The organism is Bacteroidales bacterium, assembly GCA_026418905.1.
In the GTDB taxonomy this organism is placed as follows: Bacteria; Bacteroidota; Bacteroidia; order Bacteroidales; family DTU049; genus JAOAAK01.
Genome location: JAOAAK010000028.1, coordinates 35,268 through 52,963, shown reverse-complemented (window position 1 = coordinate 52,963; position 17,696 = coordinate 35,268). Strand labels below are relative to the sequence as shown.

The following is a 17,696-nucleotide window of genomic DNA, read 5'->3' as shown; positions in this document are numbered from 1 at the left end:
AAAAATTTTCAACTTTGAAAAAAAACATTTAAGTAAACTCAAATTAAAAAGGATTATGACAGTAAAGCAGCAAAGTTGTTTCCTGGATTATCTATTTGGATCTTCGTCATTTTTATCCTTCGGTAAAAAATGTAATGGGTTTTTATCTCGTGATGAGTGTTATTTTATACAGGAAGAGATATTTGAACGAAAATATAAAATATGAACTAACAAATATCTTGAGAAAATATAGCAAAAGGCGCGAAAAATAGAGATATAGAAGAAAGTTAGGCGAGTTTCGATAAGTCTTATTATTTAGTTTTTTTCTATCGAAGATGATGATAAAAAAAATAGGGTATTTAAAATTTTTTACTACATTTGTTAAAAACTATTATGAAAAAAATATTTTTTTATTGGGTAATTGTTTTCTTTTTTTTATCGTTGAGTTCACAGACCATCGTCAGTACTTCTCCTCAGAACAAAAATGCAATTCTAGAGGAGTTTACGGGGATGTATTGCAGTGTTTGTCCTACTGGGCATCGTATATCTGATGAAATAAAAAATGCTAATCCTGGAAGGGTGTGGGTCATTAATATTCATCAGGGCCCATTTGCTAATCCTGGTCCAGGGGAACCAGATCTGAGAACTCCTTTTGGCGATTCTTTAGCTATGCTAGCCGGAGTACAAGGTTATCCTGACGGGATGATCAATCGACATGAGTTTTTATCAGGTACCATTTTAGTTCCTTATACACAGTGGGCAAACTATACTAATCAGATTTTAAATACGCCTTCTCCTGTTAATGTGGCAGTAGATGTCAATGTGAATTATTCCACACGAACTCTTACCATTCTGGTTGAAGTATATTACACTGCCAATGCAACGAATCCCAAAAATTACTTGAATGTAGCTATCCTACAAGATGAAATTCAAAGTCCCCAAGCAGGAGCTTCTTCTAATCCATCATGGATGGGACCAGATGGTTTGTACTACCAAAAACATGTATTACGAACTTTGCTTACAGGACAATGGGGAGTTAAAATACCTCAAACCACTGCAGGTACTTTCTGGGATACTGTGATAGTCTATCAAGTGCCGCAGCAATATGGAAACATATTGGCCGAAGTAGCTAACTTGGAAGTAGTAGCTTTCGTTTCTGAATCCAAAAAAGAAATACTTTCAGGTCATGGGAAAAAAGTTCCTTTGCCTCCTTATGACTTACAGGCTTTTTCGATATCAGGGTTATCCTCCCTATCTTGTAACAACACAGTTTCATCCAATGTGACAGTGAAAAATGTCGGTTTACAAAATGTTAATTTTTTTGATATTGAATACGGTTTTCAAAATATTATTTCTGATACTATTCACGTGGTGCAAGCTATTTCACCAGGGAATCAGGCAACTATTTCTCTTCCATCAATAAGCTCGCAAGAAGAAGGTTATCTCAAATATTTTGTAAGAGTTATGAATCCCAATGGAAATGTAGATTATAGATCTAGCAATGATCAATTTTTTAAAGCTATAAATCTATTTCCCTTTTCTATTTCTGTTCCTTATACACAAGATTTTTCTTCTTCCAAGTTTCCTCCCGACCATATGGGAATGTTGGACGTGTATGTGGATGGACGTACGTGGATGAGAAAAGACGCTAACGGTGGTTCAGCTTTCATCAATTTCTATTTTGCGCCAGGAGGGTTTATTGATGATTTATATGTGGGTCCTCTAAATTTTACTGGAATATCACATCCGGGACTTTCGTTTAAAATAGCTCATGTACAATATAACTCAAACTATGTTGATTTACTACAAGTTGATGTCAGTACCAACTGTGGTCAAAGCTGGACTAATGTTTGGAAAAAGCAAGATCCAGATCTTGCTACAGTTTCTAACTATTTAACTTCGCAATACCTTAATCCAAATCCCGAAGATTGGCGTATCGAACGTGTAGGATTAAGTCAATGGGCTAACATGAATAACGTAATGCTCCGTTTTAGAGCTATAAGTGGTTATGGCAACAATCTGTTTCTCGATGACATTATTATTGGAGAAGGGGCTAATCTCGAAGAAAAATTAAATCCGTCTTTTTTATTATTCCCAAATCCTTCTGATGATTACATTCTCTTACAAAGTAATCTGTCAATTACTCCTTCAGTAATGATAGTTATTTGTTCGCATGATGGAAAAGAAATCTATAGAACGACAGAAGCTTTTGAAGCTAATTCTCGCATGAAAATTAACACATCGATGTTCGAAAATGGTGTATATGTTTTGCAAATCGCTGACAAAGACAATTTTCTCATTTCTTTACCTTTTATCGTGTTGCATAGATAAGAGAATATTTTTGGAGTAGAATTTTTTTCATAGGTGATTGAGTGTAGAGATTAAAAGATAATTATTGATTTGCGTGAAATTTTATTATCTTTGCATAAAACAGTAATTTATGAAAATAATTGGTTTTTTGGCAGGTTTCCTAGGGGGGATAATGATTTGGACTCAACAGCTTGTGATATTTACACCTCCTGAGAGTTTTGAATTGGTATCAACTTCTCCTGATGAAATCGTATATAAAAGTTCTAGTGCAGGTGCTGTTTTCCAACTTAAAGAAATTCCCGGCTTAAATGCCCAGAAAGCCATAGAAGGATTTAGTACCTCGCAATTGACCAAGAATTCACTCAATTTAATTGAAAGTGTACCATTAAAATTCAATGAAGAAGGTTTTCTTGGAAATGCTTACGTTTCACAATTTTACCTAGAAGGTGATCAACCACAAGAAATAATACGAATTCTTGCTATTGCTGGAAAAAATAACTTTACATGTTATATCAGTGTTACGATGCCATCTTTGTCGTACAAAATGCTTAAAGAAACTGTCTTTAACTCCATACAATCTTTGAGGTCAAAATAATTATAAATATTATGAAACTGAAAGGGGGGATATTGCTAATTACGTGCTTTTTTTTGTTAAAGGGGCAGACATTTGATGTCCATCATCAAATCAATTGGGCTACGACCAATCAATACATGTGGGGCCCCAATGGGTCTACGTGGACACTTAACATCAACCAACCTATTTTTCAATATGAACTCAATGAATCTACAAGCATTGGGCAAATTGAGCATACTTTACTTGGAGATTTTGGAGCTGAAATTGACATTAATACTTATTTGATGATAGGGAGTGATTTTTCTTTGTACGGTTTTAGTTCTGGGAGTGTAGACGTATCTTATCCTGTGGACATACAACTTACCTTTCCATCTCCCGGCACGCCAGTGCCAGGGCAGTATTTTCCTATATACTCTGACTATACAGTTTTACCAGGATGGGATTTAACTACTCATTTTCCTGAGACTGGAGTTGTTAATCTTGATCTTGATTTTGGATTAAGTGTGGAGGCTATTGGTCAGATTTGTTTTGTGGGTTGTACCAACATTTCTTTACTTGATATTTCTGTTCCCGACGATTCCATGACCATTTTTGAAGTTAATACCATTACCGGTAATTCGATCTATCCGTGTTTTCAAAATGGTCAACCTGCTATATGTCAAAGTCAAGTGGTTCCGCTTGTTTTGAATAACATTGGGGGGATAGGATTAAATCTTTTCGCCGACATACCATATATTGAAACCACTGATTATCTTGGTAGTGATAAATGCTTGTATGCAAAGGGTCAAGATTACTACCTAACGCTTTCGTTGGATATATTGACATTTCTTGGATTTATGGGAGATATTTTACCTCCTCCAACTGGTCCGGCTATACAGCAACTTTTATCTTATAACTCTAGTACCATTAATTTAGGTTCGGGGATAACTTTAAGCTATGAGATATTGTCCAACGTGTTGCTTTCTATGAACAATTACCTTCATCAAGATTTTACATTTTGTCCTACAATTTATACTGAACTTGTTTTTCCTCAACCACTCGATTACTTTGAATTTAATCCTTCAACGGGAGATACAGTGCAAATAGGAACCAACGATACCATAGTTTTTAAAGTAGGCAACATTTTATACATTAAATGGCCTTGCTTTGGTGTGAGTCAGTTTAACCCTCCTGTTCGTCATTGGATGGATAATGAATTTACTAATCACACGTGGGATAGCTTAGCTTTTTCTTTTTCGCTAGATGCTTTCACTTTCACTTTAAATATTCCTTTTCTTGCTCCATTACCCTTTTTCAATGTTCCTCCTTTGTGTGTGGAACATCCTGAAAATTCGGATCAACAAATTTGCTTTAATCCAGTGGAGGTTCCCATAAATCCCGTTTTCCCTGAGGATTTTACCATTACCATTGGGCCATTGTTTAGTTTAAATATTCCACTCGGGTACATCCCCTTGACTTGGTTTAATGAAACATGGGAGTTATGTTGTTTTGGTACACATAGTTTTCCTCCTGTTCATTTGCAGAGTGGTCCTTTCATGACTATGTCTATTGTTGGTGATACCGTCATTTGTTATGGTGATAGTTCTGGGGTCATCATAGCGCAAGCTAATCATGGAGCCCCTCCTTATACCTTTGTCTGGTCAACTGGTGTGACTGATTCACATCCATGGAGTTCTGACAGTATTGTGGGTACGGCAGGGTATTATGCAGTAACAGTCACAGATGGAGGTGGCTGTACGTTATACGATGAAGTGCAAGTTATTGATAATCCGGCCATTTTCATTCAACTAAGCAAAGAAGATGTAAGATGTGAGAATGATTCTACAGGTGCTATCTATGCTACAGTGACAGGTGGAACACCAGGATACTCTTATTATTGGATACCTAATGGAGCTACAACGCAGAATAACATTGGAATACCTGCAGGAAAATATATCTTATTGGTAACAGATACTTTTGGATGTACGGCAAAAGATTCAATCGTGCTCATTGAGCTTTATCCGAAGCCACCTGCTTCTGCTTTAATCACACCACAGGAAGGTTGTGCTCCTTTGGTGGTAACATTTACAGAAACTCATTCACCTACCATTGCTTATCATTGGTCTTTTGGCGACGGAGCTTATGATACCCTTCAGACCACAACTCATGTGTATACACAACCAGGAGTGTACGATGTGATTTTAACTGTAACGAATGAACATGATTGTGATTCTATTTTGTACTTAAATGATGTGATAACTGTTTATCCGTCACCCTTAGCTGATTTCAATGCCATACCAGATACGATTTATTCTATGCAGGATCCGTCGTTTACAGTTTATTTTAATAATCTGAGTCAGGGCTATACTTTGCTTACATGGTATTTTGGTGATAGTCTTTCTTCCAACAATACTAGTACGGAAACCAATCCATCTCATTCCTTTTCTTCTGAAGGGACATATTACGTAATGTTAATTGCAATTAACGAATATGGGTGTATGGATACTATTATTAAACCGGTGGTAGTGATTGATGATATCTTGACGGTGCCCAATGTTATTACTCCAAATGGAGATGGTTTTAACGATTATTTTGTAATTCGAAATATAGAAAATTATCCTAAATCTGAACTGTTTATTTATAATCGCTGGGGTAAATTGATATATTTCGCTTCTCCATACAAGAATGATTGGGATGGCAGTGAGGTGAGTGCAGGAACCTATTATTTTATACTTTATCCACATCGCTATGATAAAAAGTTTGATGGTACCATAACTATTGTAAAGTAGGAGTTTTTCTAATAATTAAGACTTATTTTTGCAGAAAAATGAGAAGTCCGTTATGGGCGTTTTTAAGCTGGTCTTTGCTATCGTCCGTGATCCTGATTTTCAGTGGATGATTGAACCATATGCGGTAGAGATTTTAAGAAAAGGACTTTGGAGTTACAGAGCTATTCGTATTTCTCCTAACAACATTAACACCTATCTTCAAGAATATTCCGATGCTGAATACGAGGCAGTGCGCATTCTGTATGAATGCCGTCCTGAGTTTATAGTTTCTCACTTTACACGCGGACAAGTAAAAATGTATGACTTTTTCAATCAACTCCCTGATAATGAAAAATTATTCAAAGATGTGGTTAGTTACCTAAGGAAAAAAACGGATGCAGCTATTCAAATCTTGTCTGAATATTCTATTCCACTTTTTTACAGAGGTGAATATGAAAATATTATTCAAAATGAGCCAATTTTTCCTTCGAAAAATATTCTAAAGGCAAATTTTTATTTCCAATATGATGGGAATCAACTCGTATATCAGCTTACTTTGAAAAATAATGATCAAGATCTTAATTTACGAAATGGAAATACAATCATTCTTAATTATGAGCCATGTTGGATAATTCACAACACAACTTTTTATAGAGTTGAAGCCAATGTCGACGGGAAAAAACTACAGCCCTTTCTTGAGCGAGATAAAATTATTGTTCCATCAAAGCAGGTGGATGCATATTTACAAAAGTTTGTTAAAAAAATTCTTCTTTATCACGACCCCTTCTTTTCTGGAATTAAAGTCAATTACATACGTCAGCATCCTCAACTTTGTCTTTTTTTAAATCAATCTCCTTTTTTTGGATATTCTTTTTCTGTTCAGTTTAATTATCAAGGACAATATATCTCACCATTTCATGAGGAAAGAAGATATGTTAGGTTTAAAAAACAGAATTCAGAATATTTTTTCGAGGTTATTGAAAGGGATTTTCAATATGAAAAAAAAATGATTGCCTGGTTGGAGGAAATTGGCTTAGAAAGAATCCAGGCAAATGAATTCTTACCCGTTGAACTTCGCTTAAAACATGAAAATTATTTTTCTATAGATTTTTTACATGAGCTTATCAATTATATCAATCAGATTTTTCCAATACTTGAAGAAAAAAATGTTGCTATTGTATCAGCTTTTGAAAAATCTTACTACTGGAAGAGTATTGAATTAAAGCAAGATATTAAGAAATTTCATGATTGGTTTGATCTTCACATGATTATTAAGTTAGATGATGATACGTGGATACCGTTCACTGCCTTGCGAAAAAATATTTTGAATAATGAACGAGAATACATATTGCCTGACGGTAGGGTTTTCGTTATACCAGCGGCATGGTTTTCAAAATTTAAAGATGTTTTCTTGCTTGGAAAGGTTAAAAAAGACAACGTCATTGAGATTACCAAATCCAATGTAAATCTTCTTATAAGTCTAGAAGACGAAAATAGCGGATTGATGATAAAGTCTAGGGTTGACTTTTCCCATATACCAATTTTATCTGCTCCTTCTTCATTAAAAAAAACTTTGAGACCTTATCAGTTGTATGGAATGAGTTGGTTTTACTTTTTAGCATCGGAAAGATTAGGTGGATGTTTAAGCGATGACATGGGACTTGGAAAAACAATTCAAGTATTGGCCTTTCTCTCAAAGGTAAAGAAAGATATTGAAGATGGCAATTGGAAAGATTTGCCGTTTAAACACCAGAATTCGTTGTTAGAAGAGCATTCCTCATATCCATCATTGATCGTCGTTCCGCTCTCCATTGTTCATAATTGGGTGCATGAAATAAATTCATCTACTTCTGGTCTCAAATATGTTGTTTATGCAGGTGTAGAAAGGCATCAATTAATTCCTTTTTTGACTTGTCAAGATATCGTTCTAACTACATATGGAACGCTCAGAAATGACATCGAATTATTAGCTAATATCCCATGGCTTTTTGTAATTTTGGATGAAAGCCAGTACATCAAAAATCCTACTAGCAAGATTTATGCAAGTGTTTTGAAGTTAAAAGCAAGAGCTCGTTTTGTTCTAACCGGCACTCCGATCGAAAACAAGATTCTTGATTTATGGGCACAGCTCAATTTTGTTAATCCTGGCATGTTGGGTGATCTCCAAACATTCAAACACTATTTTTCGACGGATCCTGAAAAAGAAGACCGCATTAAAAAGACAATTAGACCATTTGTCTTACGGCGTTCCAAAGAACAAGTTGCTCCAGAGCTGCCTCCCCTGACAGAAAAAATCCATTATTGCATGATGACAGAAGAGCAAGAGAAAGTTTACGAAATTCGTAAGTCAGAGATTCGTAATTATTTATTAGAAAACAAAAACTCACTCATAAGAAATAAAACTTATATGATTGTTTTGTCGGGGTTAATGAAGCTTCGTCTTATTGCTAATCACCCTACTATTGTCGATAAAAGTTTTCAGGGCGAATCAGGTAAATTTGTACAGGTTGTCGAACATATCAAAAAAGCACTGGAAGAAAATCATCGAATTATCATATTCAGCCAATTTGTAAAGCATCTTCAGATTTACACATCATATTTTGAAAAGCAAGATATTAGGTACTTGCTTCTTACCGGTCAAACACCTTCGCAACAAAGAGGTAAAATGGTGGAGTTGTTCCAAACAGGTGAAATACCTTTGTTTTTCATGTCGCTCAAAGCTGGCGGCTTTGGACTCAATCTAACAGCCGCAGACTATGTCTTTATGCTTGATCCATGGTGGAATCCAGCCGTAGAGAATCAGGCTATTAACCGCACACATCGCATCGGGCAAGATAAAAACATCATTGCTTATAAATTTATTACCAAAAACACTATTGAAGAAAAAATCGTCGAATTACAAAAAGAAAAGAAAGCATTATTCGATAAATATCTTAATGATGATAAAACTTATCCCTTATTTAGTTACGATGAATTGATCGGACTTTTAGAAAACTGATCGAAAATCTATTCCTCACTCTCTTCAGGATTGGGGCGACCTTTAGGTTTTCCATGTTTCCAAAGGTATTCGGTTTCTTGTAGTTCTTTTCGATGAGCTTTGCTAACTTCTTTGTCTAGTAAGCTATCAAGATCAGGTTGCCCAGCCAAGACCCAGGCCGAATACCAAAAAGAGGCAACCATGTAAATGCTATTAACAAGATTACGATATACCATGTTATTCAGAAGTCGATGGTATGTTTCGCAAAAGTCTCTACTGAATTGTTTTTTGATGATATTGCTTCGTTCTTCAACTACGTAGATGCGGGATGGATTATAGTTTAAAAAGAGTGAATCGAAAATGTTGAGAACGCTGTCAACTTGTCTATGACTGCGTTCGATCATTTTCCATGCAGTTTCAAGTGGATTGTGAATAAATTGAGCTCTGCCGATGAAATAATCATAGTTGTTTGCAAACAATTCAGGAAGTCGAGACTCCCATAAACCATGAACGCCTTTTTGATAGGGAGTTTTACCATCATAAAACTGTGTGGTATGAAGAGGAACATTAGCGTCGCCTATATAATGACCCAAATTAGCTGATACCCACAATATTCTATCAACATCTTTTTCTTTAAATGCGTCAACAAGCTGATAATACATTTTTTCGATCCACCATGGGAGAATACCATATTTCTGGAGAGTGTCTTCTGTATACTTTTCTACAGCAGCTTTCCAACGGCGAGGGACGACATCAAAAGGATTTTCACCGTAAACGTCAATGTCTATGTAATGCCTTTGGGCTTCTCCTTCTGCGATGTGACTTCTTTTATCTGGGTCTACCGAATGTTCAATAAGATAGTCGATATGTTTTTTGTAAAATCCTATCATTTCTGGGGGGAGTAAAAAAACAGCGTGTTTGTTGATAAACTTATGTGAGAAAAATCCCCATGAGAAACATTGCACGTGAAAAAAAAATAGTATAATGCCAAGGAAGGCAGGTTTTAGCTTATTCATGGGCATAAATTTTATAACCATCAAAAATGGGTATTTTATTAGATTTATCTGGGGTAAAGCAATATTCGAGAACATAATCAAGATTAAGTTTTTGCAAACGGCTTCTATGCATAGCTTTCTGAATGTATTTCAAGACATCGTTTTTAGCAACTTTCCAAAGGTCCCAGGCAGCATGAGCACTGTCACATTCTATTTTTAGCCCAAATTCTTGTAATTTTTCAACCATCGCACCTGCAAGTATTGAATCTTCAAGGCTAAATTTGTTTTTCCAACCTGCACATAAGATAACTACATTGATGGATTGACGAGCTAAGAAGGAAGTTACCGCACTGATATTGATAAATGAAGCAATGACACTCAAACGTGCTTGAGATGTGAGTTTAATGGTGTGTGTTCCGTTGGTGGTCAAGTAAGCGATGGATTTGCCTTTCAGTTCAGGATTCATGAATTGATCAGGCGAATTGCCTATATCGGCGAAATCTAGTTTAAGACCATTTTTTTCTGCTGCCAGGATAAAACCATTTTTTTTAAATTCTTTTGCTTCTTCTTCGGAGGAAACGGGTATAATTTCTTTGATTCCAAATTCAATGGCTGTGGTAATGCTAGTGGTTGCTCGAAGAACATCCACCACCGCTGCAGCAAATGGTGGTTGAGTTAAAATGTGAGGAAAAAGAACTGGAGAAAAGCAAACTTCAACGGTGGGCATATGTTTGTCAAATTTATAACAATCTTAAAAATATTAAATGCTTAAAGATTTAATGAATGTAAACAAAAGACGAACCCCTATTCCTGTTCCTCCTGCAGGTAAGTAATGGTAAGGCTTATCGAGAAAAGCAGGTCCAGCTATATCAAGGTGGATAAAAGGAGAGGTAGTAAAAAACTCAAGAAACTTTCCAGCTATGATAGCGCCGCCATATCGAGAGCCAGAATTAGAAATGTCAGCCACATCCGATTTCAAGCTTTCGCCAAATTCGTCCCATAGGGGAAATGGAATTATACGTTCGTGTACTTCTTGACCAATTTCGATCAGTTTTTGGAAATAGTCGGTAGCCCTTTGCTCCATTCCTGCAATAGCATAGTCTCCAACAGCTATATGAGCTGCTCCAGTAAGTGTGGCAATAGTAATGAGTAGGGCTGGATTCATTTTTTCTTCGGCGTAAGCTAGTGCATCTGCAAGAATGATCCTCCCTTCGGCATCGGTGTTTTTTACTTCAACAGTTTTTTTGTTATACATGCGTAAGATATCTCCAGGAACATAGGCTTCTCTGCCGGGTCGGTTGTCGGTAGCAGGAATTAAGCCATATACATGAGTGGTTAAACCTGCTCGAGCAATGGCATACAATGCTCCGGCTACAGTAGCAGCTCCACTCATATCGCACTTCATCGTTGCAAGAGCATCCGTTGGTTTGAGATTAATACCACCTGTATCGAAAGTAATTCCTTTACCTACTAATACAATGGGTTGAGTCTCTTTGTCCGTACCTTTGTAATGAATAATGGTTAAAGTAGGGTCTACAAAACTCCCCTTGTTCACCCCTAAAATACCCCCCATATTAAGCTCTTCAAGTTGTTGTTTACCTAGTATTTCTATGCTTACTTTGGGAATTCCTTTCAATTTATCTGAAATTAATTGAGGTAATGTTTGCGAGTTGAGAACCATGGGTGGTTCGTTTACTAGATCACGAGCAAAAAAAACAGCATCTTGGATGATGGTAAGTTCTTTCCATGCACCTTCAAAATCTAATTTGATAGACTCGGGTAATATGATTTTTTCGAAGCGAAATGATTCTTTTTCACTTTTGTATTTATCAAAATAGTAGCTAGAAAGAAGGAAACCCTCTAGAAAATAAAGATATCCAGTAAAATCATTTTTCTCCATTACAAGCGTAGCTTCAGAAATTTTGTTGTTTTTGAAAAATAAATAAGTTTGGTTGCCTAAGCGCCTGAGCTCTTCGTTAAATGCGTGAATGTTTGAGCAAGTTGGAAGAAGAAATAAAAGGTCAACACCTGGATAATGAAAAACGTTAGCTTTTTTCTCTGATACTAGTTTTTCTCGGACATAACTCCATGACTTTTCCAATTGTTGGTGAGGAATGCGATCAACATCAGATATTAACCAGACGTGATTGGAAATCTTTTCAATGTCATCGGATTTTACAAATTCAATTAACATTTTTTTAAAGCAAACTTATAAAAAAATGTGAATTGGTCGAAGTAAAATTGCTTAAATATTGAAATAATCAGGCAGCCAACCAACCTGTGAAGCTTTAAAAATGACATAAACTTCTTCGCCTACCTGAAAATGTCTGTTTTTCCATGATTGGATCGTGATGTATGCGGTGAAAAGTATACCTGCGTCAATAGTCACTTTAACGATATTCTGATAAAGTTGAATAGCTACAATAATGCCTTTGATCTGATTTAGGGCCGAAGTTTCAGTTTTTTGGGACGAAATTAGAACATCGGACGGATTTATTTGAATGAATCGAGCATGAAAAGGAATCATTTGAGAAGAATAAATCTTTAGCTCTGGCTTAATATATATAGTAGTGATACCTCCAGAATTTTCCATTTTGTGAATTCCAAATATATTTTCAAGAGTGGCTTGGTAAGAGGAGGAGATTTTCAATTGTTCGATTGCATCAGATGTTTTTCCATAGAATGTAACTTGCCCCTTATTTAACATCAATACCTGATCAGATAAACCTATTCCTTTTTCAGGGTTATGCGAGGAAAGCAAAATGATTTTGTTTTTTAATCTAAGGGAGTAAATTAAAATTTCCAATTCCTTTTGCCATTGAATGTCAAGAGCAGTAAAGGGTTCATCCAGCACTATGATATCTGGATTCCAACATAGGGCACGAGCTAAAGCTGCACGTTGGTATTCTCCACCAGAAAGGAATGAGGGTTTTTTGTGCCAAATGGATTCCAGTTGGTAGGTATGTTTGATTTCTTCTAAGGTGGATTTTTCTTGAAAGGTCTTGCTAGCACGGTGTTTCAATGAAAAAGCAATGTTCTCTTTCACCGTCATATGGGGAAAAAGATTATGCTTTTGGAAAAGAAGTGATAGTGGTCTTTTTTGAGGTGGTAATTGAAGTAAGTCGAGCTGATTCCATGAAAATGTTTTTGCCTTATGAGGAAGTAGTCCCGAAACCCCAAGGAAAAAAGTAGTTTTGCCAGATCCATTTTCGCCAGTTACGAAAAGACATTCACCTGGACTGATTTCACAGTTGAAAGGTCCCGCCTTGAAATTTTGATTTTGTACCACTAGATCCCTAATAATCAACATAGATGTTATTTTCTGTGGGAAGTATAATATATCCACCAAAAAAGAATAAGCAGTAAGAGGACGACCAGCCCAGTAGAAGCAAGTGCATGAGAAAGACCTTTGACAAGAAAAGTATCATAGAGATAAACAGGAAAAGTTTTGGGATAATAAGCTATTATAAGTACAGCTCCAAATTCTGAGGCTCCACGTGAAAACATGCTGATTCCAGCTGATATGATTTGTTTTTTCAGAGAAGGGAGAAGGATTTTAAAAAAAAACTCTACTTGATTAGCTCCTGCATTTAATGCTATCCATTCCATTTCTTTAGGAACTGATGAAAAAGCAGCGACCATCGTATTAAAAAAATATGGGAGGCTTACAAAAGCCATACTTAACATAATACCTGCTGGAGTACCAACAATGAATGATCCCACTTCCGTCAACCTTTGGCCTAACATACCTTGGGCAGAAAAAACTCCAAACAAGGCAATGCCTGCAGCAATGTGGGGAATAAAAGCCGGTATTTGAAACAATGCCCAAATGAAACCTTTAAGTGGAAACTTTTTGCAAGATATTACATAACTCAAAGGAAGAAGAAAAAAGCCAAAAACAAGAACACTTAGCAAACTCAATGAAATCGAACGAAGAAGGGATAAATAAAAGTTCAAATCATACATAGTTTCTGTTAGGGCGTGTTTAGAAGTTTCCATGAACAAACCCAGAAAAGGCATGAAAACAATGAAAACAATAAGCATAGCACCGACGATAAGTAATCCGCGAAGAAGAATAACGAGGATTTTCATAGTTAGCGAATCTTAATCCAGGTTGGGCGAAATCCGTGTTTTTTGAGTAAGTTCTGTCCCGACTGGCTTTGTAAAAAATGCAAAACTTCAACTATTTTTTCTGTTTTTGTCGATCCTTCTAGCTCAATTAAAATATAAGCAATAGCCGATCCGCAAAAAAAATGACCACATTCATCAACATTGACACATAAGCGTCGGTAGTATGAGTCGAGAGAATCAACTCCAAAGTTAAGAGAGTCTGGAAAATCGATAAAATGAAATTGATTTTCCAGAGCAATACTTTTGTAAGTAATCATAGCATCCAGATTTTTTAGATTAAAGTAAACAATTAAATCGGTTTCCTTGGGGCGAATGAAATTTTTCGATTCTTGGATTATGTTTGAGATAACTGGGAAACGTTTGCTCAATTCATTTAAAATGATCAAAGCACGGTAACCTGAAGGGTCAAGACATGGATTACTCCTACCGATTTTCACTCCTCGAGTTGAAAAAATATTGATCCAATTTTGAGTCGTCAAATTTGGAAATTTTTCTGGATGATAAGCTAGCACCATACTGTTGTAAGCAAAGACGTATGCTGATTTGATAAGATGGTCGGGAATTGAATCAATGAGACGAGCATCGGAGAGAAGTAAAACGTCGCAGGGTTTTCTTAAGGAAATGGCTTTTCGTATTACTTCCACACTACCAGATGCTTCGTTGATGATTTTGACGGTTGGGATTTCTTTCTTAAGATTTTCCACGAAAGAAGAAAGACTGCCTGCATGGAATATAATTAATCCTTCTTCATTTCTTTTGCATGCTTGAAGGAAAAAGAGAAGGAATAAAAGAAAAATTCTTTTACTTGCCAACGAAAACATAGTAGATGATGTTTGCTCCCATTTTTAAAGCTTCAAGGCGTTTTTCTTCAGGATCCTTATGAACTTCAGGATTTTCCCAACCATCGCCAAGATCGGTTTCCCAAGTGTAAAGTAGAACAAGTCGACCGTCTAAAAAAATGCCATATGCTTTAGGTGGTAGTCCATCATGTTCATGGATTTTAGGAATCCCATTGGGAAATGGGTAAGGTTTTTTGAAAATGGGATGATTTAGAGGAATTTCCTTAAGGGGGATATCAGGGAAAATTTTTTGAATTTGTGGTCGAACGTATTTGTCCATGCCGTAATTATCATCGATATGCAAAAAACCACCAGAAGTCAAATATTTTCGTAGATTTTGTGCTTCTTGATCAGAAAAAACTACATTTCCATGACCTGTCATATGGACGAAAGGGTAATTAAAAATTTCGGGACTTCCAGGTTCGACGGTAGGTATGTCCATTGAAATATTGGTTCGAATATTTTCGTTACAAAATTTTACCAAATTAGGTAGGGATGTAGGGTTAGCGTACCAATCACCACCTCCCTTATATTTCAACAATGCAATTTTCAAGGAGCCCGTTTGTGAGAATCCCAATAGTGTTGTTATCGATAATAAAAGATAAACAAGTTTCATATTGTACAATTATGCAAATATACGAAGGAAAGAGCAGATATGGCAGCGGTTTCACTCCTCAGTCTTTGTTGACCAAGAGTAATGGGAATGAAGTTGTTTTTTAGGGCAACCATTATTTCGTCTTCCGTAAAATCTCCTTCAGGCCCTATCCAGATAGCTACCTTTTTTTTAAGACAAATTTGAGGAAGTGACACTTTTTTTTCACAGATTCCACAATAAGCAATAAGATTTAAAAAATTATTTGATTGTTGGATAGCCTTTGAAAAATCGAAAGGGTTATGTATTTCGGGAAAAAATACTCTTTGAGATTGAAGGCTAGCTGTGATTATTAATTGTTTAAGACGCTCTATCTTTTTTAAATGTCCTTCTGTTCGTTTGGTAAGGATGGGTACAATAGAATGAACATTAAGTTCTGTTGCCTTCTCCACAAGCCATTCAAAACGTGAAGGATTTTTGAGAGGTGATACGAAAAGAATAATTTTTTTTTCAGGAGGTGCTAGAGATTCAATTTTTGTGATTTGCACTTGAACGTTTGCCTTTTTGATTTCTGTGATTATCGAAAAAGCGCGATTACCATTACCATCCGTGAAATATAAAGAATCACCTTTTTTAAGGCGTAGTGCGAAAAGATGTCGTATGATGTTTTTATCCGTTATATGAATACTTCCCTCATATAAATAAGGAAGATAAAATAATTCCATTTTTGAAAAAGTTAGCAACCCGATCGGTTTTGTTCGTCTTCGTTGCTTTCTGTCATTTCTTCCCAATATGTAGTCCATTTGTAGTTATAAAGGCCGTAAATTAGGCGTTCGGCTTTTTCTTCGGGTGTCATTTCATGGTAAGCTTTTTTTTCGCTTAGAAATGTTTCTTCTTTCATTTTTTGAAGTCTTTCTTCTTCCTGTCGTTTTTCCTGTAATTCTCTTTCGTATTCTAAACGAGCTCTTTGTGTGAGGAAATTTTCTGCCACGTTGGGGAAAAGCTCCATAAGCAATTGATCTTTTTCATTTCGTATGAGAGGTTTGTTGCCATATTCTGAAAGAATTTTGTTGGGTTGAGGTTTGTAATTTGAAGTATCATAGGGAACTTCGTGAGGAGATCCTGTGATCATTTCTCTGAATTCTGGCCTAATAGGTACAGGTGTCTTGCCGTATTGCCCTTTGACGAGATTTATAAATTGAGTGTTTTTCGTGGTGTACCATGGTCGATTATTAACTTCATCAAGTATACAATTAACTGCTTGAGTTCCTATGATTTGACTAGTAGGAGTAACAAGAGGCACACAGCCAGCATCAATGCGTACGCGAGGAACGGCCTTTAAAACACTTTGAAGATGTTGTTCAAGTTTGAGTTGTTTAAGTTGGGCTACCATATTGGTATACATTCCACCAGGGATCTGAGCAATTTTAACCAATTCGTTAGGTTCTGGAAAGTTAAAAAAAGTTTCTATCGTATGGCAAGCTTTGAGAACATTATCGAAGTCTTCTTTCTCAACACTTTCAATGGCAATGTCGAACATTTTTTCAATTTCCAGAGGGAGTTTATCTTTTTGGAGGTCGAAGCGACGGGGAGTTTTTCGGATGCTGTCAAATTCTTTCAATTCATTACGTATGTCAAAGAGAATGTCTGAGAGAGGGCTTATTACCTCAATGTTAACATCTGTTTCAATCTTAAGTTTTTTGCAGAAAAGATAAATAATTTCAAAAGCAGTGGCAGCTGGTCCGCCGGCAAATGGAAGCAAACATGTATCAATGATATCGGCACCATTCAAGATAGCAGTTAGTGTGGAAGCAAGTCCGTAACCAGGTGTAGAATGAGTGTGGAAATCAACAGGAATGTTGACGTTTTGCTTTATAGCTCGTATGATTTTTCCAGCACTGACATGATCAACAAGTCCTGCCATATCTTTGATGGTAATCATGTCAGCACCCATTCGTTCTATTTCTTTAGCTTTTTCCACAAAATATTCGATGGTAAAGACCGGCTTCCATTTGGGTTTAATTTTAAGAAGTCCACCAAACCAGCTTTTAGGTTCTAATTGAGGATCGGTAGTATAGCAAATAGCTCCATCAGCAATGCCTCCATATTTTTGCGTATAAATGATACTGGATTTGATATTGTCCAAATCATTGAGAGCGTCAAAAATTCTCAGAATGTCAATACCTGTTTGGATGGTATGTTTGATAAAGCCTTCAATAACGTCTTCAGGATAGGGATTGTAACCGAAGAGATTACGCCCTCTGGAAAGAGCAGTGAGTTTTGATGCATCACAAATTTGTTCTTTGATTCTGCTAAGCCTTTCCCATGGGTCTTCATTCAGAAAGCGCATGACGCTATCGGGCACAGCTCCTCCCCATACCTCCATGGCATAAAACCGGGCTTCTTTATAAAGTGGTAGTGTTCTTTCAACTTGATGCATAGTCATGCGAGTAGCAAACCAAGATTGTTGACCATCTCTTAGAGTTAGATCCCGAATCTTAATCATCTTTGACATGATAATAATTTTGGTTTTAAAATTACATAGAATTATT

Annotated in this window: 13 protein-coding genes; 4 read left to right on the top strand and 9 right to left on the bottom strand. The window is 36.2% G+C overall.

The window, feature by feature from the left end; genetic code table 11:
• Positions 1-372 precede the first annotated feature (372 nt).
• From N2Z72_05345 to N2Z72_05330, 4 genes are all read left to right on the top strand, one after another.
• A complete protein-coding gene (locus N2Z72_05345; GenBank protein ID MCX7697103.1) occupies positions 373-2,310 on the top strand; it encodes an Omp28-related outer membrane protein in 1,938 nt (645 codons plus the stop codon).
• Between the two features lie 109 nt (positions 2,311-2,419).
• A complete protein-coding gene (locus N2Z72_05340; protein ID MCX7697102.1) occupies positions 2,420-2,884 on the top strand; it encodes a hypothetical protein in 465 nt (154 codons plus the stop codon).
• 11 nt (positions 2,885-2,895) lie between these two features.
• Positions 2,896-5,631, top strand: a complete 2,736-nt coding sequence (locus tag N2Z72_05335; GenBank protein MCX7697101.1) for a gliding motility-associated C-terminal domain-containing protein — start codon at positions 2,896-2,898, stop codon at positions 5,629-5,631.
• A 52-nt stretch (positions 5,632-5,683) separates the two neighbouring features.
• Positions 5,684-8,608, top strand: coding sequence for a DEAD/DEAH box helicase (locus N2Z72_05330; GenBank protein MCX7697100.1), 2,925 nt, complete (start codon positions 5,684-5,686; stop codon positions 8,606-8,608).
• 8 nt (positions 8,609-8,616) lie between these two features.
• Here N2Z72_05330 and N2Z72_05325 read toward each other — a convergent pair whose 3' ends face one another.
• Genes N2Z72_05325 through N2Z72_05285 form a run of 9 tightly spaced genes read right to left on the bottom strand, consistent with a single transcriptional unit; the run spans position 8,617 to position 17,659 of the window.
• A complete protein-coding gene (locus N2Z72_05325) occupies positions 8,617-9,603 on the bottom strand; it encodes a zinc dependent phospholipase C family protein (protein ID MCX7697099.1) in 987 nt (328 codons plus the stop codon).
• Positions 9,596-10,309: a 2-phosphosulfolactate phosphatase gene (locus tag N2Z72_05320; protein ID MCX7697098.1), complete on the bottom strand. Its 714-nt coding sequence runs from the start codon at positions 10,307-10,309 to the stop codon at positions 9,596-9,598. Before N2Z72_05320 ends, N2Z72_05325 begins: the two co-directional genes overlap by 8 nt.
• Positions 10,310-10,342: 33 nt before the next feature.
• Positions 10,343-11,776: a leucyl aminopeptidase gene (locus tag N2Z72_05315; GenBank protein MCX7697097.1), complete on the bottom strand. Its 1,434-nt coding sequence runs from the start codon at positions 11,774-11,776 to the stop codon at positions 10,343-10,345.
• 51 nt (positions 11,777-11,827) lie between these two features.
• On the bottom strand, positions 11,828-12,892 hold the full coding sequence (locus tag N2Z72_05310) for an ATP-binding cassette domain-containing protein (GenBank protein ID MCX7697096.1): 1,065 nt from the start codon (positions 12,890-12,892) through the stop codon (positions 11,828-11,830).
• 5 nt (positions 12,893-12,897) lie between these two features.
• On the bottom strand, positions 12,898-13,674 hold the full coding sequence (locus N2Z72_05305) for an ABC transporter permease subunit (protein MCX7697095.1): 777 nt from the start codon (positions 13,672-13,674) through the stop codon (positions 12,898-12,900).
• Positions 13,675-13,676: 2 nt separating this feature from the next.
• Positions 13,677-14,534 (bottom strand): substrate-binding domain-containing protein, encoded by an 858-nt coding sequence (locus tag N2Z72_05300; protein ID MCX7697094.1) that lies wholly within the window; start codon positions 14,532-14,534, stop codon positions 13,677-13,679.
• A complete protein-coding gene (locus N2Z72_05295; GenBank protein MCX7697093.1) occupies positions 14,515-15,168 on the bottom strand; it encodes a DUF4159 domain-containing protein in 654 nt (217 codons plus the stop codon). Before N2Z72_05295 ends, N2Z72_05300 begins: the two co-directional genes overlap by 20 nt.
• The gene (locus N2Z72_05290) at positions 15,165-15,869 is read right to left on the bottom strand and encodes a 16S rRNA (uracil(1498)-N(3))-methyltransferase (protein ID MCX7697092.1); all 705 of its coding nucleotides are present in this window, start codon (positions 15,867-15,869) and stop codon (positions 15,165-15,167) included. The genes N2Z72_05295 and N2Z72_05290 overlap by 4 nt, the downstream gene beginning before the upstream one ends.
• A gap of 11 nt (positions 15,870-15,880) precedes the next feature.
• Positions 15,881-17,659: a carboxylase gene (locus N2Z72_05285; GenBank protein ID MCX7697091.1), complete on the bottom strand. Its 1,779-nt coding sequence runs from the start codon at positions 17,657-17,659 to the stop codon at positions 15,881-15,883.
• Positions 17,660-17,696 lie beyond the last annotated feature (37 nt).

What these genes read in the sequence shown, in the direction of transcription:
- N2Z72_05345 (MCX7697103.1), top strand. Translation starts at nt 373, where the DNA reads ATGAAAAAAATATTTTTTTATTGGGTAATTGTTTTCTTTTTTTTATCG.
- N2Z72_05340 (MCX7697102.1), top strand. Translation starts at nt 2,420, where the DNA reads ATGAAAATAATTGGTTTTTTGGCAGGTTTCCTAGGGGGGATAATGATT.
- N2Z72_05335 (MCX7697101.1), top strand. Translation starts at nt 2,896, where the DNA reads ATGAAACTGAAAGGGGGGATATTGCTAATTACGTGCTTTTTTTTGTTA.
- N2Z72_05330 (MCX7697100.1), top strand. Translation starts at nt 5,684, where the DNA reads ATGGGCGTTTTTAAGCTGGTCTTTGCTATCGTCCGTGATCCTGATTTT.
- N2Z72_05325 (MCX7697099.1), bottom strand. Translation starts at nt 9,603, where the DNA reads ATGAATAAGCTAAAACCTGCCTTCCTTGGCATTATACTATTTTTTTTT.
- N2Z72_05320 (MCX7697098.1), bottom strand. Translation starts at nt 10,309, where the DNA reads ATGCCCACCGTTGAAGTTTGCTTTTCTCCAGTTCTTTTTCCTCACATT.
- N2Z72_05315 (MCX7697097.1), bottom strand. Translation starts at nt 11,776, where the DNA reads ATGTTAATTGAATTTGTAAAATCCGATGACATTGAAAAGATTTCCAAT.
- N2Z72_05310 (MCX7697096.1), bottom strand. Translation starts at nt 12,892, where the DNA reads ATGTTGATTATTAGGGATCTAGTGGTACAAAATCAAAATTTCAAGGCG.
- N2Z72_05305 (MCX7697095.1), bottom strand. Translation starts at nt 13,674, where the DNA reads ATGAAAATCCTCGTTATTCTTCTTCGCGGATTACTTATCGTCGGTGCT.
- N2Z72_05300 (MCX7697094.1), bottom strand. Translation starts at nt 14,534, where the DNA reads ATGTTTTCGTTGGCAAGTAAAAGAATTTTTCTTTTATTCCTTCTCTTT.
- N2Z72_05295 (MCX7697093.1), bottom strand. Translation starts at nt 15,168, where the DNA reads ATGAAACTTGTTTATCTTTTATTATCGATAACAACACTATTGGGATTC.
- N2Z72_05290 (MCX7697092.1), bottom strand. Translation starts at nt 15,869, where the DNA reads ATGGAATTATTTTATCTTCCTTATTTATATGAGGGAAGTATTCATATA.
- N2Z72_05285 (MCX7697091.1), bottom strand. Translation starts at nt 17,659, where the DNA reads ATGTCAAAGATGATTAAGATTCGGGATCTAACTCTAAGAGATGGTCAA.